This is a genomic window from Nocardiopsis sp. NPDC055551 (assembly GCF_053619415.1).
Genome location: NZ_JBSHJJ010000007.1, coordinates 259388 through 278513 on the forward strand (window position 1 = coordinate 259388; position 19126 = coordinate 278513).

Genomic DNA, 19126 nt, shown 5'->3' on the forward strand with positions numbered 1-19126 from the left:
CCGAGGGGGCGCGGACGGGGTGGCCCGCGTCCCCCGGTCCTTCGTTCTCAGCGCACGGCCTGCTCGACCAACTCGCTGATCCGCTTCTCCGCCGCCTCACTCAGTTCGGTCAACGCGAAGGCCGTCGGCCACAGACCGCTGTCGTCGTCCAGGGCGGCCTGTTCGGAGAACCCGAACGTGGAGTAGCGCTCCTTGTCCATCCGGCCGCTGCGGAAGTAGCACACGACCTTCCCCTTCCTGGCGTAGGCGGGTTGGCCGTACCAGAGTTTGGGGGCCAGGTCCGGGGCTGCTGTCGTGACGAGGGTGTGCACCCGCTCGGCCAGTTCCCGGTCCCCTTCCGGCATCGAGGCGATCTTGTCCCGCACGTCCCGCGCGTCGGCTGCGGCCTTGTCCGCGCCTCGGCCCCGGCGGGCGGCGGTCTTCTTCTCCGCGACCCGTTCCTTCAGGGCGGCGCGCTCCCATTCGGAAAGCCCCTGCTCCGCGGAGGCGTCCTTGTTCTCGCCGCTGCTCATCACTGCTCCCATGCCTCTACTCACCGTGTGGTGGTACCCACGGTAGATACCCGAGCCGAGCGGGGCTTCTCGATTCCTGACCGAGGCACGGAAGACCACTTCCAGGGGAAACGACGGGACGACCCCGCGAAGAGGACCGGGTCCTCCAACGGGGCCGTCCCGGGGAGAGTGGATTCCGGGTGAATCGTCCATATCCCGGCCCGGCTCGCCGCCGCCTACGCCATCCGGTGACTAGCCGGTGTAGGTCTCGAACTCGGCGACGCGCGGCGTGCCGTTCGAGCCGGTGATCTCGAAGTCGATCTTTCGAAGCGTCGTCGGTTCGAAGGTGATGGCACCCGCTCCACTGCCGGTGGCCAGGACGGCACCGGTGTCGTGGTCGGTGACCCTCCACGAGCCGATGTTGCCTTGGGCTCCGGCCTGCTCACGGATGTTGATCGTGGACACCGTGGTTTCGGAGCCCCACTTGACCGAGATACGACCGGTCGAGCCGCTCGGTGACCAGTAGGTGTTCATGTCGCCGTCGAGGACGTTCCCGTAGCTGGTCCCACCGGCCTTACCGGAACCGTCTGCGCCGGCCCCGATGCTGAGGTTGGTCCCGTCAGGGGGATCGGTCGGCTCCGGGTCTGTCGGCTCGGGGTCGGTCGGCTCCGGGTCGGTCGGTTCCTCCGCTTCGCAGTTGCCGTCCGAGGTCCGGTTGCCCTTGCCGGCGCCCGCGGTCTGGTTCAGCACGTCCAGCACACAGGCTGCGTCGTCGAGTTCGTAGGGGTAGGGGATGCTCACCGAGGTGTTGGACTGCGGGTCGGGCCCGGCGGGGTGGTTCTCGTCGCCCTGGCTGGACCAGGTCACGTTGTCGAAGATGTTGCCGCCGACCTCCCAGGAGCCCATCTCATCGGTGTAGAAGGTGCCCAGGACGTCCTTGGAGTCCTCGAAGTGGTTGTTCTCCACCTTCGCGCTGGCCCCGGCCCGGGAGTTGATGCCGGACTTGTGCAGGTCCACGTAGTAGTTGTTGTACATGTGCCCCGTACCGCCGCGCAGGAGTGGGGCGCGCGAGTCGATGTTCTCGTACCGGTTGTGGTGGTACGTGACGTAGCCGTTCGAGCGGTCGCTCTCGCTGGACCCGACCAATCCGCCACGGCCGGAATTACGCAGGATGCTGTAGGAGAGGGTGACGTACTGAGTGTTGTTCTTCAGGTCGAAGAGGCCGTCGTAACCCTCCGACTCCCCGCCCGACGCCTCCAGGGTGACGTGGTCCACCCAGACGTTGCGTACGCCACTCTCCATACCGATGGCGTCGCCGCCGTTGGACGTGGGAGAACCGGACTTCTTGACGTTCCGGACGGTCACGTTCTGGATGATGATGTTGCTGGACTCCCGGATGTGGATGCCCAGCTGGTCGAAAACGGCTCCGCCGCCGGTACCGATGATCGTGACGTTGCTGATCCTCTTGAGCTCGATCACGTCGTCGGCGGTGTCGCAGCTGTCGCCCGACACCTTGGAGGTGTTGCCGTGGTCGATGGTTCCCTCCACCTCGATGATGATCGGGGTGTCGGTACCGGACCGATTGCACAAGGCCTCGTGGATCTGGGTTCCCGTGGTGGCACGTACCGTCTGTCCGCCCGCTCCGCCGGTGGTTCCACCGTTCTGGGTCGCGTAACCCGTGGCTTCACCGACCTGTGCCGACGCCGAGGTCATCGGCAGGGCCAGACCGGCCGCCACCGTGACCGCGGCGGCCGCGACGGCCAGCGTCGTCACGAGTCGACTCTTGATTGATCGTCTCACTGCTCACCCTTCGTAGTAGAGCATGAGCATTGACCTGCTCTACACCCGAGAGTAAAGAAAGCGCTTTCCGTGTCAAGGGGGGTTAATGCAACCGTTTGTAAGAAGTCTGAATCCCCAGGCCTCCCATCACGCCCGTGTACTGCGACTTCATGGGCATCCGACCAGATTCCGGAATCGATCACTCTGAAGCCTGCAACCGCTTGGGCTCTCTCATCGACGACGCGCCGCGACGGAGGAGGTCTCCTGGGGGCTCGGGGATCTCCCCCGGCAGGAATGACGAAACGACCCTGCGAGCGCGTTCACGCGCGAGCAGGGTCGTCTCAGAGTGGAGTGGACCCTGGGCAGACCAACTACAACCCGGCGCAACTCGCCGCCAAGCTCGAAGCACTCCTGCGCGAGCTACCCGCACCGACAGCGCCCCTCCCCCAGCGCAAGAAGCCGACGAAGAAGCCGGGCACCGCGAAACGCCTCAAGTCCCACGAGGTTGACGAGCTGATCGCCGCCTACAAGACAGGCACGAACGTCTACAAGCTGGGCGAGCGCTTTGGCATCAACTGAAGTTGCTTCGGTTCGGTGGACACCTGTGAACTGGGGTTTTACGCGGTTTCAGCCAGTTCAGCGGAGTCATTCCGGGCCCGCTCAGTGTGGCGACGTTCATACTCGACCGGGCTGAGCCGACCATTCGCCGAATGCCGACGCCACGGATTGTAGAACCCCTCGATATAGGAGAACACCTCCCGCTGCGCCTCCATCCGGGTGAGGAAGCGGGTGCGGTCGATCAGCTCGGTCTCCAATGACGCGAAGAAGCTCTCGGTGACGGCGTTGTCGAAACACGACCCGGTCCGCCCGGTCGAAGGGCTGACCCCGGCCTCCTCGCACCGCCGACCGAACGCCAAACTCGTGTACTGAGAGCCCTTGTCCGAATGATGGACCAGGCCCGCCTCCGGACGTCGGGCACCGATCGCCATGGTCAACGCGTCACAGACCAGCTCGGCACGCATATGAGCGGCCATCGCCCAACCCACGATCTTTCGAGAGAACAGGTCCATGACCACCGCGAGGTAGAGCCACCCCTGGTCGGTGGGCACGTAGGTGATATCGGCCGTCCATTTCAGGTTCGGGGCCGGGGCGGTGAAGTCACGGCCCACCAGATCCGGGGGTGTGGTGGTCATCCGGTCTTGGACGGTCAGGCTTTTGCGGCCGGTGCGGCGGTGCACCCCCACCAGACCTTCGCGCCGCATGAGCCGGTTGATGCGGTTGCGGCCCGCCCGCAGCCCATCGAGTTCGGCCAGGTCGGCCTGGATCCGGGGGGCTCCGTAGGTGCCGCGGGACTGCTCGTGGTGGTAGCGGATCCGCTGAGTCAGTTCTTGGTCGGAGCGCTCGCGTGGCCCAAGGCCGCGTTCGGATCGGTGCACGTGCTGGTAGTAGCCCTGCCGCGACACACCGAGCAGCCGGGTCATACGGGAGACGGAGTGGTGCGCCTTTTCTTCGTCGATCAGCCGGTGGATCACCTGCTGGTCTCCCGGACGAAGAAAGCCGTGGCCTTACGCAGGATCTCGCGTTCCTCGCGCAGCTGAGCGTTCTCCCGCCGCAACCGGGCCAGTTCGGACTTGTCATCGCTGGTCATGCCGGGTTGTTTGCCGGTGTCGATACGTTCCTGGCGGATCCAGTTGCGGATGGTCTGCTCGGAGGGTTCGAACTCGGCCGCAAGTTGTTCGGCGCTGCGTCCGATACGAGCCAGCGACAGGATTTGCTCGCGGTACTCCTGCGGGTAGGCCGGTCGGGTCCTAGGCATCTTGAATCTCCTCATTCAGTAGCAAACTATCCGAAAGTGGACATCTGTCTACCGAACCGAAGCAAGATCAAACCGGCAAACGGTGAGCGCTATCCTCAAGCGCCAGGGCATCCAGATCCGCAAGCGCGGCTTGAGCGAGGAAGAGATCGCCCAAGCCATGCAGCTTTACGAGCAAGGTTGGTCCCTGACACGGATCGGGCAGCACTTCGGGGTGGATAGCCGGACGGTACGGAGTCGACTGCTGGAACGTGGTGTCAAGCCCCGCTACTCAACGGTCCACTCTGAACAGGCCCACGACAACACGAAAGATACACATGCTGCGCTCACGCTTGGCCCTGCACTTCAATTTGTGCAGGGTGTAGGTGAAAAAGCGCATCACACGGCCCGCACCAACCACGACGCTCAACCTTGATCTGACCACCACCTCAAGCGCGCTTCCAAGGCCTCCACCATGACCTTCCACGCTTCGACCTCAATATCCTTATTAGAGCCTGTTCCTTAGTAGCAAGAATATCGCGAACCGTAAGATCAGCCGCGTCCCGATAAACAACGCGCAGAACCCTAGCACGGTTAACAGACGCCCACCATTCTTTGATGTGAGGATCGTCCCGGTCAACGGTTACTTCTAAATAACACTCCCCCTGCGAACCCTGCAAAACAATGGTTTCCTGATCGACGATAACTCTCCACCGCACTGCAAACCGTGGACAACCATCCTTGTTCAATTCACCAGGAAACCCGGCAGCGATCAGGGCATCACGCATCGGGTCGGACACTTCCCCGCCGACGTACATCGACGCACTCACGGTGACGAAGGCGAGAAGAGGTTCGTCGTCCATCATCACCGGCCACCACCGGACCTCGCCACCGCCATCGATGGTTCGAATCAGGCGCACGCCTTCAGGGACATCCTCGCCGCCCAGCAATCCCTCGAACCGCTGCTGTGCTGTGAACACCTTGAGCGAGACCTCACCAAAGTCGACCCACTCCTTCAACTGAGGCGACTCGATCCCGGCACGGCGGATCTCGTCGAGCACCGCACGCAGCTTCGACACGTCTTGCTCAGCGCACGGAACGAGGATCGACAGCTGCTGGTACTGCAACGGGTCAAAGGAATCGATGTTCCCCTCTCCCCATTCCACAAGACGGTTGATCGCAGCTGCCCAACTGGCCGCCGGCGCCGAATGCGGGCGCACGAGCCTCGAGTGCATCAGCGCCAAACCAGTATTGAGGACCGCTGTGACAGCATCACGTACGAGCATGCCCGAGCTCACAGCCTGGTTCGCCCCGGTGAGAACGCTGTCCACGGCACGTGTCCACTGTTCGGTAATCGCGTATACGTGCACCCGTTCGTTGACTGAGTTAAAGTTCAGAAGCCGCCGCTGCAGAGTTGACTCTTCAGACCCAATCAGCTCATGCCCTTGCAAAGCCTCGTCAATCTGCTCACGCAAATGCGTAGAATCTTCCGGCATGAAATGTGTCACCTCACCCAGGACACGCAGTGAGGGCAAAACCGGGAATCCTGTATTTTCAAGCTCATCGACCGACCTGCCGTTCAACTGTCGCAGTGACTCTTCAACGATCGGTTTGATCTCGTCAAAGTGACTCTGCCGGAAAACGACTTGCGCCAGGGCTGCGAGTGTTTGGATCTGAGTGGCTACGAAAACAGGCGTGCGCTGCTGATCTGAAACCAGCTCCTCGCGTGTGTTGACCGCGAGACGCAGCCACGTTGATGCCACGTCCAATAGGCCTGTTAGAGTGGCGAGCGTGCCGAGGTTGTGCATCATCGTGGCCGCTATGACTCTCATCATCTGCAGTGCTTGATCGCCAGTGTCCTCTGCTGCACGTGCCGTCATCAAGAAGATCAAGAGCTTTTCAGCGGCGGAAAGAAGGGCGGATGCCTCGACAAGTCTCGCACCGTTCAAAAGTTCGTTCACGATGTCGGCATAAGTCTCCATCCATGGATAGAAAAGCCCGATCTCGGTTGCGATGGCCTTTGAGAGTATCGCCTGAATTCCCTCGTGCACATAGAGGGCCTCATCGATACCGCTTATGTTACCCGCATCGCTCCGCAGGCGCCGTGTCATCAGCGCTGCCCCGGCTAGCTCGTCCAGCACCGCACCTGGGTCGATATCCAGACCACCGCCTGTCCGCAAGGAAGCAGCCCAGCGGTCGATCACGAGGAGCGGGACATGGGCACCGCCACTGATAATGACGATGCCGAGCACCGCACGACTCTCCGGTGAGAGCCCTTCCCACAGTGCACGGATCACACCTGAGACGTTTCTCGGGTAGCTGCCCAATTGCGCCTCATCTTTCAGGAGGTCCAGCCGGTCGAGCCGCGCCACGAACTCCTGCAAACGTGTATGGTCACCACCGAGACCGCGCACCCAGGCACAGGCTAGGTCGATAGCCAGTGGCCACCGACCTAGCCTGGTGGCGAATCGCAGAGCAGTCTCGTCGTCGCCTCCCGCTTCCTGCGGCGCGGGCAGCCGCTGCCGGATCAGCGCGATCGCATCCGCATCTTCCATGCCCTTGACCGCCCTCTGCGGTGCGATGTCAATCGGCCAGTCACCGCGACTGGTGGTGATGACAACATGGCCATAACCGGATGCTGGTATCCACGCGCTCAACTCTGCACTATCAAGCGCACCATCAAGGATGAGCAACCAGGGAACGGGCAGCTCCGCCAGCACATCGCAGAAAATCTGCGCGGGGTCGTCGCTAGGCACCTCGCCCGCCCCGAGCCATTCCAAGAGTTCCGGGGTCTGCTCAGCGAGAGCCTGGCCAGACGTTGCGTCGACCCAGACAGTGACGGCATAGTGCTCCCGACGGGCAGATGCCCAAGATGCGACTGCAGCCGACTTACCCGATCCCGACAACCCCGACAGTACGGCCACGCCCGGGGTGCCTCCGTAAAGAGCATCCTCGGTCAGGTGCTCCGCGAGGAAGTCCACAACCGCCGGCCGCGGGACGTACGCTCCCAGAGGCATCCCGTACGCTCGCCCCCAGGAACGCGCCCCACTCACATCGGCAAGCACCGCCGCCGACTCGCCTAGGATGTCCGCGACCTGGCGGTAATCGATGATCTGCTCTGCGGTCTGCGAGCCACGTGCTAATACGAGATCGATGAGCTGAGCGAGCAAAATGTAATGCAAATGCTGACCTAGCCCACCCTTTCCACGAGCCCGGATCCGCGCAATGCGGTCGAGCAATCGCGACACGATGTCGTGCACGTCCTCTTGCCGCACATCGATGGACCTGCGGCGGGATCTCTTCGTCCGCTGTTTCCGCAGCTGCACCGCGTATTCCACCGCGTGCGCACCAAGTGTCCGATTGGTCAGCAGCACCAGGTCAGCCGCCCCAGAATGCTCGGTGGCCAGCGCGTCGAGGCACCGTTTCGCCGTCGGTAGATCCATCTTCGTGACAGAAGACGTCATCGACGCCTTGACCTGCACAGCCCGCGACGGTGACCCGAAGGAATGAGGGTAGACGAGGATGTCAGCCGAGTCCTGGCCGTACAGGTCCACACCGACACGCCAGTCCGATGTAGGCGCATGCTCGAAGAGATCCAGAAGCTCCTCAACCGTAATAAGGTACTGATAGCGGAACCCGAACGCCGCCGCTACCCCGCCAGACCCACCTGCCATGTCTCCCACCTTGGTTTGGAATAAAAGAAGTCAACGTCGTTGGAATCTCACAGCCCGGCATGAGTACAAGCGCGAGATCGAAGGCAAACTGATGGCAAGATGTCACCTATCCCGAAACCCCAGGTCTTCGTGGATGAGCTACATCTAAGCCATCAGACGGCATGAGCTCGCTTGTGAAGTACATGTAGCTGGCTACAGCTAGGCCCTCTGAAGCAAGTGGGCATTCAAAATCGCCCTACTATGCGGTATCACTCCCCAGCTTCTGGAGCCTGTGGTTCTTCACCAGCGCCTTCATCCTGCTCTCTGAGCCGGACCCCGCTGAATAGACCGAGGATGCGATCATGCTTACGGGGTTCAACGATTGCGCAGATACCGGTCGCGAGCCGACCCACGTCCCGGAATGCCCGCTCGATGCCTTCCCCCGTGAGGTCGGGGCGATCCTGTGTGCTCGCCCAATCGGAGCCGTCGAGGCGATGGGCAAGCGAGTTTCTGAGCGCTCTCACTCGACCACTGATCGCTTGAAGCTCCTCAGCAGTAGCGGAGTCGTGTTCGAAGGCTTCCAGCAACTTGCCGAGCCGAAGCGCCAACCCGCCCCCTGAGCCGTCTGGATCGTCAGTAAGTTCCGCGATGAGTAGTTCGACCGCAGCGGTAGCGGCGAGAATCGCAGCAGAGGCCGCGATCCGGACCGAGTCTTCGAGGAAACCGAGCCGTTCTGTGACCACCGTCTCCAGCTCGCCGGCCCACTCCTGAGACCAGCCATCGCGCTCCCGGAGTTCCTTCTGGGCCGCCTCCACCCGCTCGGCGGAGACTTGCTGCGTCGCTCGATATGCGAAGACAGCCGCAGAGAACCTAGAGACGAATCTGAGCCATTCGATCCGGCTGCCCATATGCCAGTCAAGGTACTCGGCCGCAAGGTTCTCTGGATCCTCCTTGAACGCAGCTTTCGCGAGTGCGCGAAGCGCATCGGGACTCATTGGGCGCGTCCGCCCGTTCTCATCGAGCTCGAAGAACATGTGGAGAGCATACGTCGCATCGCCGACACTACTTCAATCTCAATTCGTGATCGCTGGAGTCTCACACACCGCGACGGCAGTACTGACCTGACCCCGCCTACACGACGCGCGGCGAAGCCGGACACCAGGCCCCGGGGATTTCTCCAGGGAAGCAACATAACGGCACTGTGAGGCGACCGAAGGCCTCCAGATCCCGGCGTCACAGCTGCACACGATGTCAGAGAAGATCCCGCCTATGGATCCGACACCCGCCGGGCCCGGCCGCAGGGGGTGCCTCGGGGGTCGCCCCCCGGGGAAACGACGAAACGACCCGGCGAGGCGGCCGAAGGCCGCCGAGCAAGGTCGTTCCGGAGTGGAGTGGGCGCGAAGGGACTCGAACCCCTGGCCTATTGCTTGTAAGGCAATTGCTCTAACCAACTGAGCTACGCGCCCGCTGCTTCGCGAGTGATCATACCGCTTCACGGAGCCGGATGCGCCCGGTTTATCCGTTCAGGGACCGAGCCCGCGCAAGGTACTCGGTCACGTCCCTGGCCTGCCAGGTCGGGGTGAGAACCGACCAGACGACGGCACCCTCGGAGTCGATGAGGAAGGTACCTCGGCGGGCGACTCCTCGTTCGGGGTCGAACACCCCGTAGGCCTCGGCGGTGGCACCGTGCGGCCAAAAGTCCGACAGCAGCGCGAACGGGAAGTCCTCCCGGTCCGACCAGGTGCGCAGGGCGAAGGTGGAGTCCACCGAGACCGCCAGCACGGTGACGCCGAGCTCCTCGAACTCGGCGTGGTGCTCCTTCAGGTCGGCGAGTTCGCCCGAGCAGACGCCGGAGAAGGCCAACGGGTAGAAGACCAGCAGCGCGGGTCCGCCCCACGGCAGGGTGGTGTCCTGGCCGTACTGGTCTTGAAGGGTGAACGCGGGGGCGGTGTCGCCCTCGGTGATGTGTCTCATGTTCACATTCGTTCGGGTCGGCGCGCAGGTCGGTGCCGGCGCCCGCCACTCGGCGGGCGCCCTGCCACGTCTTGGCCCGTTACCGCTTGGGGACGACCAGGCGGGTGCCCGACCACTCCTCACCGATGCTGACCGCACTGGTCTGGGACAGCCCCGAGGTGTTGGCCGCCTCGGCGACGTCGTTGGGGGACACGTGCAGTTCACGTCCCGCCTTCGGGGTCAGGACCAGGATGGTCCCGCCGTCGGCGATGGTGGTCACCGTGTCCATCAGGGCGTCGGTGAGGTCGTCTTCCTCGTCGGACCGCCACCACAGAAGTGCGGCGTCGACATCGCCGTCGTAGTCCTCGTCGACCAGCGCCTCGCCGGTGAGTTCGGCGATGGAAGCGCGCAGTCCCTCGTCGACATCGTCGTCGAAGCCGAATTCCTGCACCACCTGACCCGGCTTGAATCCGAGTCGGTCAGCCAAGCCGCGTTCGCTCTGTGCCTGGCCCGCGGTCGCGCTCACGAAAGTTCTCCTCCACAGATGGTTTTTATCAATCTCGCCTGCCGAAGCAGTCGTCATAACGATGTCGGGCTTTTCGCCGCCCGTCGCGTGGGTCCGTAACCATCGCTGATGGTCTAGTTCACACGGTAGTGCCTTCTGGCGTCAACGCGCCGGCGATCACGCCACACTTCGGGCCCCTCCGCGCCGTCTAATCGGCGTTGAGGTAGGACAGCCGGACCTTGCGGTCGGGGTTGTCCACATTCAGGTCGACGACGGCGATGGACTGCCAAGTACCCAGTTCGAGTCTGCCCCCGACCACCGGGACGGTGGTCTGAGGAGCGACGTAAGCAGGCATGACGTGCGATCGCCCGTGTCCCTCGGTGCCGTGCTTGTGGCGCCAACGGTCGTCCGCCGGAAGCAGGTCGGCCAAGGACGCGAGCAGGTCGTCGTCGGACCCCGCGCCCAGTTCGATGATCGCCACGCCCGCCGTCGCGTGCGGGACGAAGACGTTGAGCAATCCGTCGCCCCCGGTCTCGGCGACGAAGTCTCCACACCGCCCTGTGATGTCGGTGATGCTCTCCGAGCCACCGGTGTGCAGCTCAAGGATCTGTGTCCGCATAGCGCCCACCTTCGCGCAGCCCGGGCTCGGGTGCAACCATCCGCCGTGAACCTGTGGATGACGCGACCCTCCCGTAGGGGCCATACTCGTCGTCAACGTGCACGGACATGAACGAAAGAAGGGACAAGGGTGACTGTCTCGTTACGTCTGGGACCGCAGCTGCGGCACGCGGGAACCTCCACGGCGACGGTGTGGGTGGAGACCGACGGCCCCTGTGACGTGCGGGTCCGGTTGGAGAACGGTCTGGTCTCCACCGCACGGACCTTCACGGTCCACGGTCACCACTACGCCGTGTGCGAAATCGAGGGTCTGCCCTCGGGCGCCGCCCTGTCCTACGAGGTCTTCCTCGATGAGGATCGGGTCTGGCCCGAACCCGAAAGCCCGATGCCGCCCAGCGTCGTACGCACCCTGGACGGATCGGCGCGGACCCGGTTGCTCTATGGATCGTGCCGCACCCCCACCGGCGATACCCCCGAGGGGCTGGTGCGCTACGGCCCGGACCTGTTGCGCGCCACCGCCCGGCGTCTGGCCACCGAGCCGGTGGAGGGCAACCTGGTGCTGTTGCTCATCGGGGACCAGGTGTACGCGGACGAGCTCCAGGAGCCGATGCGCGCCTACCTGCGACGGGCGCGCGAAGACGACACCGACGACGCCCCCGACGACGAGGTGGTGCGCTACGACGAGTACGCCGAGCTGTATCGGCTGGCCTGGTCGGATCCACAGGTGCGGTGGCTGTTGTCGACCGTGCCCACCCTGATGGTCTTCGACGACCACGACATCCGCGACGACTGGAACACCTCCGCGGCCTGGCGTCGATCCATGGACGAGCGACCGTGGTGGCGGACTCGGGTGACGAGCGGGCTGGGCGCCTACTGGGTGTATCAGCACGTGGGTAATCTCTCCCCGGAGGCCAGGGCCAAGGACCCCCTGTTGGCCGAGTTGAGGGACCACGCCGAGCGCGAGGAGGACGCCGCCGACGCGATCGACTCCTTCGCCTGGCGCGCGCACGCCGAACCCTCCTCCTATCGGTGGAGCCACCGGCACGACATCGGCGACGTACGGGTGTTGGTGACCGACACCCGTTGTGGCCGCGCGCTGGGTGAGGGCGACCCCTCGGACGGCTCCCGGTCGATCCTCGGCCCGCAGGGCCACGCCTGGTTGGACGAGAACCTCACCGGCGGCCCGGAACACGTCGTGGTGGCCTCCACCGTGCCCGTGCTCCTACCACCCGCCGTGCACCATCTGGAGGCCTGGAACGAGGCCGTGTGCGGCGGCGCGTGGGGGTCGGCCATGCGAGGGCCGGCGGAGAAGCTGCGTCAGGCCCTGGACCTGGAGCACTGGGGCGCCTTCCAGTACTCCTTCCACCGGTTGGCCGAGGCGGTGCTGGAGGTGGCCCGCGGGGAGCGCGGCCCGGCCCCGGCCACGGTGCTCCTGCTCAGCGGGGACGTGCACTTCTCCTACCTGGCGCGGGCGCACGCCCGTTCGGGGAGGACGACCTCCCGGGTGACCCAGTTGGTCTCCTCCGCCCTGTGCAACCAGTTGCCGGTCAACTTCCGCCGGGCGGCCGCCCTGTCGGCGAGCGCGCCCTTCCACCTGGCCGGCGTGGTCATGAGCGGGCTGTCCGGGGTCCGGCGTGGTCCGCTGCGGTGGCGGTTGGCCGAGAAGCCCTACTTCGGCAACACCATCGGCGAGGTGGACTTCGACGGCCGTGAGGCGTGGGCGCGTTGGTACGACTGCCCGCGGGGCGGTGACACCGCTCTGCCCGAGGTCCGTCGTTCGGTGGAGTTGTGACCGGGGCCGAACACACGTGTGGTGGTGCCCCGGGACCGGGACACCACCACAGGCGACATCAGGGCTTGTGCGAGGGCGGGCGGCGGCCGGCGTGACCACGGCGGCGGTTGCGCACGCTCAGGCCGAGGGCACCGCCCTGGTCCAGGATCTGCCGGGCGGCCCGGCCCACCGTGGCACCCGGGCCCGAGGAGGACGCCGTCACGTCGTTCTCGGTCGATTCGGCCGGGGTGTCGTCCCCGTCCTTCTTCGCCCGTTCGTCGGCGGTCTCGTCCTCGGCGGACTCGTCCCGGCCCCGCTCCAGGTGCGGGATGAGGGCCGTGGGCTCGTTGTCCGCGTCCTCCTCCGGAAGCGCCCGCAGCTTGCGCGTGCGCTGTAGCGTGCCGGCCTCGGGCTTGGCCTTGTCGTCCTCGACGACGGGCGTGGTCGGCTCGGTCGGGTTGGCCCGCTCGGTCGCCACGGCGTTCTTCCAGGCCTTGTCCTGCTCCTGGTCCTGGATCTTCTGCTGGGCCAGGCGACGGGCGCGTTCGGTGCGCCAGGCGCGGAAGGAACGGGCCAGGGGTGTGGCGATGGGCCAGGTCACCTTGGCCGGACGCGACAGGGCGTGCCACAGGTAGGCGGTGGTGCCCCAGGCCTCCATGGCACGACGCGCCCGCGTGATGGTGAAGAAGGTGGGCATGGCCAGCAATAGCTGCGGCCAGGCCAGGGCCAGCGCGGCGAACAGCGGGTACATGCCACCGCCGATGATCGCCGCGCACGCGCCGATGACCATCGGGGTCAGCGCCAGGGCCAGCCTGAGCTGGGTGAACTGACGGAACCGGTGCAGGGACCGCCGCGCCGAGACCGGCGGAGCCAGTCCCTCCGGCAACGGTGTGGGCTGCACGACGGCGGCCAGCAACAGCGAGGCCACGCCCACGCTCGCGGCCAGGAGGATCGTCCACCCGGCGGCGGAGAAGGTACCTCCCACCACGAGGTAGACCAGCCCCAGGAGAGGGAGCGGAGCCGGGACCCAGAACAGGACCCGTCTGCGAAGCTCGCCTTCTTGTGTCGGCTGCAGAACGAAATCGATCACCGGGCGTAGTACCCGAAACCTCTTCCTCGGTCGCTCGACCACTGCGTTGGACCCCCCAAGAACGTCGTGACGGAGCGGTGCGGGGAACCTCGCCCGAGGGTTTTCATCGCCTCTCGGTTCGACCCACAACCTGCCCGTATCAAATCTATCTCTTTCGCGTGGTCCCCGGGCGCACACGGTCAGTAACAGACATACCCGACGCTGGTGAAACTTCCATAAGAGGAACGATTTGCCAGGCAACGATCAGGTTACGCCGGATCTCCACCGCTGTCTCGGCCTTGGCTGATTCCGGTCGTAGGAGGCGTCAGGGTCGGGTTTCGGACAACCTTCCGAGGGCCACCGCCACACGCAGGACGAAGGAGCCTCGACCGTCCGATGGAATGTGTCCGGTGAGTTCGGCGATGCGGCTGAGGCGGTAGCGCACCGTGTTCGGGTGTACGAAGAGCATGCGCGCGGTGGCCTCCAGTGAGGACGCGTGCTCCAGGTATACCGAGAGCGTGTCCAACAGTGGGGAACCGGCTCCCTGCAAGGGCAGGTACACCTCCTCCACCAACTGGCGGCGCGCTTCGGTGTCTCCTTCGAGGGCGCGTTCGGGCAGCAGGTCGTCGGAGAGCACCGGCCGGGGCGCGTCGGGCCAGGCCACCGCCGCGCGCAGCCCCTGGACGGCGGCGCGCACCGACGTTCCGGCCGAGCGTAGATCGGGGACGGCGGGACCGACCACCACCGGGCCGGGGCCGAAGAGCCCGGCCAGGGGTTCGGCGCCCGCGGCGGGCAGGTCCTCTGGCGGGTAGCGATCGCCCACGCCCACGACGACGACCACGCGGCTCCCCTGCAGCCCGGCGAGCACGTCATGGCCCAGCCGTCGAGCGGCGGCCCGCAGGTCGTCCATGGCCTTGCCACCGTCCCGGTCACCCAGGTCGCCGACGATCGCGATCACCGGGGTGTGCGACCAGCCCAGGGCCGAACCCCAGGTCTGCAGTCCGTCCTCGCGGTCCCCGTGCAGCAGGGCATCGACGATGAGCGCCTCCAGGCGCGCGTCCCAGGCACCTCGGGCCTCGGCCGCTCGGGCGTAGACCTTCGCGGAGCTGAACGCGACCTCCCGCGTGTAACGCAGGATCGCCTCGCGTAGTTGTTGTGCGCCGCCGGGGGCCGCCAGGTCGTCGACCTCGCCCTCCACCACCTCGATGACCACCCGGATCATGTCGACGGTCTGTTGGAGGGAGACCGAACGGGTGAGCTCGCGCGGGGCCGTGCCGAAGACCTCCACGGTGATGGCGGGGCGACCTCGTCGCGGGTTGCGGAACCAGTCCACGAAGGCGGCCACCCCGGACTGGGCGACCAGCCCGATCCAGGATCGGTCCTGGGCGGACATCCTTCGGAACCAGGCGAGCCGTTCCTCCATGCGGGCCACGGCGGCGGTGCCCAGGGATCCCATGGAGCGCTCCAGGCGGCGCACGGTCTCCGTACGGATCTCGTCCGGTTCTACGACGGCCGGAGTGTCCGCGCCGTCCTCTGGGTGGTCCTCGGGTTGCCCGACTTCGGTGTTCACACTCTTAGGTTCGCATCCCGCACCGACCTGTTCGCGGCCTCACCCCCGTGTCGGCGGTCACCCCTTCGGCGGGAGTCGGCCGGTGCGGCACTCGGAGAGTGCGCGTACGGTCGGAGAACAGTGACCTCTTCCACCGGTTCCGGGTTCTCGCGAACCTCCCCGACCCGGTTTTGTGGATCCCCTACAAACGAGTTCGAGCGAACTTCGTGTCCCTCCCCATCCAACTGGCGATCTCCTACAGGGCAAGGTTGATGTCGTGCTTGTAATCGTTGCTCCCGGCCAAGGCGCCCAGGTCCCCGGTTTCCTCTCCCCGTGGCTCGAACTTCCCGGCATGGCCGAGACGTTCGCCTCGTGGTCGGAGGTGGCCGGGCTCGACCTCGTGCGCTACGGCACCACCGCGGACGCGGACGAGATCCGTGACACCGCCGTGGCCCAGCCCCTCCTGGTCGCCGCGGGGCTGGCCACCGCCAACGCCATGCTGGGCCGGTTGTCGGTCCCCGAGGCGCCGCTGCCCGCCGACCCGTCCTACGTGGACGCCGTCGCCGGTCACAGTGTCGGCGAGTTCACCGCCGCCGCGATCGCCGGCGTGCTCTCGCCCAAGGAGGCGCTGACGCTGGTGGCCGCACGCGGTCGCGGTATGGCCGACGCCGCCGCCCGCACCGAGACCGGTATGACCGCGGTCCTGGGCGGTGTCCGCGAGGACGTCCTGGCCGCGATCGAGGACGCGGGGCTGACCCCCGCCAACGACAACGGTTCCGGGCAGATCGTGGCCGCGGGCACCACCGAGCAGTTGGCCGCCTTCGCGGAGAACCCGCCCCAGCGCGCCCGCACGCGTGCGCTGTCGGTCGCGGGAGCCTTCCACACCGAGCACATGGCCCCGGCCGTGGAGCGGGTCCGTGAGGCCGCCGCCAGGACGAGTCCGTCCGACCCCACCGTGCGTCTGCTCTCCAACGCCGACGGCGCCGTGGTCGAGAGCGGCTCGGAGTACCTGGACCGTCTTGTGTCGCAGATCTCCTCCCCGGTCCGCTGGGACGCCTGCACGCAGACCCTCGCCGACCTCGGCGTGACCGCCCTCATCGAGCTCACCCCCGCCGGTACCCTCACCGGGCTGGCCAAGCGTGCCCTGCGCGGTATCGAGCTCCTCGCGGTGAAGACCCCCGACGACCTCGATCGCGCCGGCACCCTCATCAAGGAGCACGCGGGCGTTTCCGCGGACTCCAAGCAGGAAGGCTGATCATGTTCAACGTCCCGAGCACGCCCGGTGGCGCCGCGATCCGCTCCTTCGGCGAGTTCCAGCCCTCCAACGTGGTCACCAACGCCGACCTGGCGGAACGCGTCGAGACCAGCGACGAGTGGATCCAGAGCCGGGTGGGGATCCGGGAGCGACGGGTCGCCGGCCCCGAGGACACCGTCCTGAGCATGGCCGTGGCCGCCGGTGGAAAGGCCCTGGCCTCCAGCGGCCTGTCCCCCGAGGACATCGACCTGGTGATCGTGGCGACCTGCACGGTGCAGGACCAGATCCCCAACACCGCGGCGAGCGTCGCCGCCCGGCTCGGCGTCGTGGCCCCGGGCGCGTTCGACGTCAACGCCGCCTGCGCGGGCTTTTGCTACGCGATCGGGTTGGCCTCGGACAGCGTCAGGGCCGGCAGCTCCCGCAACGTGCTGGTGATCGGTTCGGAGAAGCTCAGCGACTGGGTGGACTGGGACGACCGTTCCACCTGCGTGATCTTCGCCGACGGTGCCGGTGCGGCGGTGGTCTCGGCCTCTGAGGAGCACGGCATCGGCCCCGTGGTGTGGGGTTCCTCCGGCGAGCGCGCCGACAAGATCTTCCTGCGTGAGGGCAAGTACCTCTACCAGGAGGGGCAGGCCGTCTTCCGGTGGACCACCACCGAGTTGTACAAGGTCGCCCTGGAGGCGTTGGAGCGGGCGGGCGTGGAGCCCTCCGAACTGACCGCCTTCGTCCCCCATCAGGCCAACCTGCGGATCGTCGAGTCGATCGCACGCAAACTGGGAGCTCCCCAGGCACGCGTGGCACACGATATCGTCACCGCCGGCAACACCTCCTCCGCGTCGATCCCACTCGCGCTCTCGCGCATGGTCGGCAGGGGGGAACTGCCGTCGGGGAGCATCGTGCTCACCCTCGGTTTCGGAGCGGGTCTGGTCTACGCCGCTCAGGTGATCCGTATCCCCTGAGGGAACGGACCCACCTTTGCGTACGCGGGGCCGTTCCCCGACATCGAACGTCGAACAAGGAGAAACAAGACATGGCTCTCAGCGAGCAGGAGATCCTGGCCGGCCTCGGCGAGATCATCGAGGAGATCGTCGGCACCGAGCCCTCCGAGGTCACGCCCGAGAAGAACTTCGTGGACGACCTGGACATCGACTCGCTGTCCATGGTGGAGATCGCCGTCGCCGCCCAGGACAAGTTCGGCGTCGAGATCCCCGACGACCAGCTCAAGGACCTCAAGACGGTCCAGGACGTCGTGAACTTCATCCAGAAGTAGCCTCATCGGGCCGCCGGAACACACCCCGTCCCGGCGGCCCCGCCCTCACCCGGGGGCACACCAGACCTCATCCGCAACGCCTCTCGGCCCCGGCCGGGAACGACCCACGAGAAGGGCGATCGGATCATGCCTAAGACCGATGTCGTCGTCACCGGCCTCGGCGCCACCACCCCCCTGGGGGGTGACGTAGCGACCACATGGTCCGCGCTCCTCGATGGCCGCTCCGGCATCAGCGCTCTGCCGGAGGAGTGGCACGACAAGCTCCCGGTGCACTTCGCCGGGCAGATCGCGCAGGAGCCCTCCGAGAAGCTGCCGCGGCCCCGGCTGCGGCGTCTGGACCGCACCCAGCAGTTCGCGCTCATCGCCGCCCAGGAGGCCTGGGACCACGCCGGCGCGCCCGAGGTCGACCCCCTGCGTCTGGGTGTGGTCGTCTCCAGCGGGATCGGTGGCATCCTCACCATCCTGGAGCAGTACGACACCTTCCGGGAGAAGGGCTGGAAGCGGGTCTCCCCGTTCACCGTGCCCATGCTCATGCCCAACAGCCCCGCGGCGGCCGTCGCCCTGGAGTTCACCGCGCGCGCCGGCGCCCACGCCCCGGTCAGCGCCTGCGCCTCCAGCGCAGAGGCCATCGCCAACGCGGTCGACATGATCCGTGCCGGGCGGGCCGACATCGTCATCGCGGGCGGGACCGAGGCGGCCATCCACCCGCTGAACATCGCCTCCTTCGCCTCCATGCGCGCATTGTCCACCCGCAACGACGACCCGCAGGGCGCCTCCCGCCCCTGGGACGCCCAGCGAGACGGCTTCGTCATGGGCGAGGGCGCCGGCATCCTCGTGCTGGAGTCCGCCGAGCACGCCGCCAAGCGCGGCGCGAAGGTGTACGCGCACGCCTCCGGTGTGGGCTACACCGACGACGCCCACGACATCGTCATGCCCGACCCCGAGGGCGCCGGGCAGGCCCGCGCCATCACCCAGGCGCTGACCGACGCCGACCTGAAGCCGAGCGACATCGTGCACGTCAACGCGCACGCCACGTCCACCCCTGCCGGTGATGTCGGTGAGACCCGCGCGATCCGCGCGGCCCTGGGCGACTCCGCCGCCGACCAGGTCGCGGTGACCTCCACCAAGTCCATGACCGGTCACCTGCTGGGCGGCGCCGGCGCGGTGGAGTCGATCGCCACGATCCTGGCGCTGCACGAGGGTCGGATCCCCCCGACCATCAACATCACCGAGCTGGACCCCGATGTGGCCGTGGACATCGTCCGCGACAAGCCGCGGGACATGCCGACCGGTGACGTGGCCGCCATCAACGAGTCCTTCGGGTTCGGCGGGCACAACATCGCGGTGGCCTTCCGCCGCGCCTGATCCGCGCGGGCGGCCGACCGTTCCATCCATATTGTGGGCGTCACTCTCGGTGGCGC

Annotated in this window: 17 protein-coding genes and 1 tRNA gene; 7 read left to right on the forward strand and 11 right to left on the reverse strand. The window is 66.3% G+C overall.

Annotated features, from left to right (window positions below; translation table 11 throughout):
- Window positions 1-47 precede the first annotated feature (47 nt).
- Window positions 48-512 carry an iron chaperone gene (locus ACWGSK_RS15030; RefSeq protein WP_358513190.1) on the reverse strand — a complete coding sequence of 155 codons (465 nt, stop codon included), beginning with the start codon at window positions 510-512 and terminating at the stop codon, window positions 48-50.
- Between the two features lie 231 nt (window positions 513-743).
- Window positions 744-2264, reverse strand: coding sequence for a pectate lyase family protein (locus ACWGSK_RS15035; protein ID WP_452456047.1), 1521 nt, complete (start codon window positions 2262-2264; stop codon window positions 744-746).
- A gap of 357 nt (window positions 2265-2621) precedes the next feature.
- Between ACWGSK_RS15035 and ACWGSK_RS15040 the strand changes: the two genes are divergently transcribed.
- Window positions 2622-2849 carry a hypothetical protein gene (locus tag ACWGSK_RS15040; RefSeq protein WP_452456048.1) on the forward strand — a complete coding sequence of 76 codons (228 nt, stop codon included), beginning with the start codon at window positions 2622-2624 and terminating at the stop codon, window positions 2847-2849.
- Window positions 2850-2887: 38 nt separating this feature from the next.
- Here the strand turns inward: ACWGSK_RS15040 and ACWGSK_RS15045 are convergent.
- Window positions 2888-4086, reverse strand: a protein-coding gene (locus ACWGSK_RS15045) for an IS3 family transposase (RefSeq protein WP_452456049.1) whose coding sequence is annotated in 2 segments (ribosomal slippage) — window positions 2888-3831 and window positions 3831-4086 — 1200 coding nt in all. Because the reading frame shifts where the segments join, the coding sequence is not laid out codon by codon here.
- An 82-nt stretch (window positions 4087-4168) separates the two neighbouring features.
- On the opposite strand from ACWGSK_RS15045, the gene ACWGSK_RS15050 reads away from it, so the two are divergent.
- Window positions 4169-4498, forward strand: a complete 330-nt coding sequence (locus ACWGSK_RS15050; RefSeq protein WP_452456050.1) for a helix-turn-helix domain-containing protein — start codon at window positions 4169-4171, stop codon at window positions 4496-4498.
- A 13-nt stretch (window positions 4499-4511) separates the two neighbouring features.
- Here the strand turns inward: ACWGSK_RS15050 and ACWGSK_RS15055 are convergent, their stop codons facing one another.
- The 6 genes from ACWGSK_RS15055 to ACWGSK_RS15080 form a co-directional block, all read right to left on the reverse strand.
- Entirely contained in the window at window positions 4512-7736 is a 3225-nt protein-coding gene (locus ACWGSK_RS15055; RefSeq protein WP_452456051.1) for a hypothetical protein, read from the reverse strand.
- A 248-nt stretch (window positions 7737-7984) separates the two neighbouring features.
- On the reverse strand, window positions 7985-8749 hold the full coding sequence (locus ACWGSK_RS15060) for a hypothetical protein (RefSeq protein WP_452456052.1): 765 nt from the start codon (window positions 8747-8749) through the stop codon (window positions 7985-7987).
- A gap of 358 nt (window positions 8750-9107) precedes the next feature.
- Window positions 9108-9181, reverse strand: a tRNA-Val gene (locus tag ACWGSK_RS15065).
- Window positions 9182-9230: 49 nt separating this feature from the next.
- On the reverse strand, window positions 9231-9689 hold the full coding sequence (locus tag ACWGSK_RS15070; RefSeq protein ID WP_358513188.1) for a peroxiredoxin: 459 nt from the start codon (window positions 9687-9689) through the stop codon (window positions 9231-9233).
- A 79-nt stretch (window positions 9690-9768) separates the two neighbouring features.
- Window positions 9769-10194, reverse strand: coding sequence for a DUF3052 domain-containing protein (locus ACWGSK_RS15075; protein WP_304070790.1), 426 nt, complete (start codon window positions 10192-10194; stop codon window positions 9769-9771).
- Between the two features lie 187 nt (window positions 10195-10381).
- Window positions 10382-10792 carry a secondary thiamine-phosphate synthase enzyme YjbQ gene (locus tag ACWGSK_RS15080; protein ID WP_358513186.1) on the reverse strand — a complete coding sequence of 137 codons (411 nt, stop codon included), beginning with the start codon at window positions 10790-10792 and terminating at the stop codon, window positions 10382-10384.
- Between the two features lie 129 nt (window positions 10793-10921).
- On the opposite strand from ACWGSK_RS15080, the gene ACWGSK_RS15085 reads away from it, so the two are divergent.
- Window positions 10922-12583 carry an alkaline phosphatase D family protein gene (locus ACWGSK_RS15085; RefSeq protein ID WP_358513184.1) on the forward strand — a complete coding sequence of 554 codons (1662 nt, stop codon included), beginning with the start codon at window positions 10922-10924 and terminating at the stop codon, window positions 12581-12583.
- A 58-nt stretch (window positions 12584-12641) separates the two neighbouring features.
- Here ACWGSK_RS15085 and ACWGSK_RS15090 read toward each other — a convergent pair whose 3' ends face one another.
- Together ACWGSK_RS15090 and ACWGSK_RS15095 are read right to left on the reverse strand one after the other, a co-directional pair.
- The gene (locus ACWGSK_RS15090; protein WP_358513182.1) at window positions 12642-13652 is read right to left on the reverse strand and encodes a hypothetical protein; all 1011 of its coding nucleotides are present in this window, start codon (window positions 13650-13652) and stop codon (window positions 12642-12644) included.
- Between the two features lie 304 nt (window positions 13653-13956).
- The gene (locus ACWGSK_RS15095; RefSeq protein ID WP_358513180.1) at window positions 13957-15201 is read right to left on the reverse strand and encodes a PucR family transcriptional regulator; all 1245 of its coding nucleotides are present in this window, start codon (window positions 15199-15201) and stop codon (window positions 13957-13959) included.
- A gap of 331 nt (window positions 15202-15532) precedes the next feature.
- Here ACWGSK_RS15095 and ACWGSK_RS15100 point away from each other — a divergent pair, with 331 nt between their 5' ends.
- The 4 genes from ACWGSK_RS15100 to fabF all read left to right on the forward strand — a co-directional run bounded on the left by ACWGSK_RS15100 (window position 15533) and on the right by fabF (window position 19070).
- The gene (locus tag ACWGSK_RS15100) at window positions 15533-16435 is read left to right on the forward strand and encodes an ACP S-malonyltransferase (protein WP_452456080.1); all 903 of its coding nucleotides are present in this window, start codon (window positions 15533-15535) and stop codon (window positions 16433-16435) included.
- A 2-nt stretch (window positions 16436-16437) separates the two neighbouring features.
- Window positions 16438-17394, forward strand: a complete 957-nt coding sequence (locus tag ACWGSK_RS15105) for a beta-ketoacyl-ACP synthase III (protein WP_358513176.1) — start codon at window positions 16438-16440, stop codon at window positions 17392-17394.
- Between the two features lie 71 nt (window positions 17395-17465).
- A complete protein-coding gene (locus ACWGSK_RS15110) occupies window positions 17466-17705 on the forward strand; it encodes an acyl carrier protein (RefSeq protein WP_067605459.1) in 240 nt (79 codons plus the stop codon).
- 126 nt (window positions 17706-17831) lie between these two features.
- Window positions 17832-19070, forward strand: a complete 1239-nt coding sequence (fabF, locus tag ACWGSK_RS15115; RefSeq protein WP_358513172.1) for a beta-ketoacyl-ACP synthase II — start codon at window positions 17832-17834, stop codon at window positions 19068-19070.
- Window positions 19071-19126: the final 56 nt, after the last annotated feature.

Coding starts and splice junctions, on each gene's coding strand:
- ACWGSK_RS15070 (WP_358513188.1), bottom strand. CDS start 9,689: ATGAGACACATCACCGAGGGCGACACCGCCCCCGCGTTCACCCTTCAA.
- ACWGSK_RS15060 (WP_452456052.1), bottom strand. CDS start 8,749: ATGTTCTTCGAGCTCGATGAGAACGGGCGGACGCGCCCAATGAGTCCC.
- ACWGSK_RS15110 (WP_067605459.1), top strand. CDS start 17,466: ATGGCTCTCAGCGAGCAGGAGATCCTGGCCGGCCTCGGCGAGATCATC.
- fabF (WP_358513172.1), top strand. CDS start 17,832: ATGCCTAAGACCGATGTCGTCGTCACCGGCCTCGGCGCCACCACCCCC.
- ACWGSK_RS15055 (WP_452456051.1), bottom strand. CDS start 7,736: ATGGCAGGTGGGTCTGGCGGGGTAGCGGCGGCGTTCGGGTTCCGCTAT.
- ACWGSK_RS15105 (WP_358513176.1), top strand. CDS start 16,438: ATGTTCAACGTCCCGAGCACGCCCGGTGGCGCCGCGATCCGCTCCTTC.
- ACWGSK_RS15030 (WP_358513190.1), bottom strand. CDS start 512: ATGAGCAGCGGCGAGAACAAGGACGCCTCCGCGGAGCAGGGGCTTTCC.
- ACWGSK_RS15100 (WP_452456080.1), top strand. CDS start 15,533: ATGGCCGAGACGTTCGCCTCGTGGTCGGAGGTGGCCGGGCTCGACCTC.
- ACWGSK_RS15080 (WP_358513186.1), bottom strand. CDS start 10,792: ATGCGGACACAGATCCTTGAGCTGCACACCGGTGGCTCGGAGAGCATC.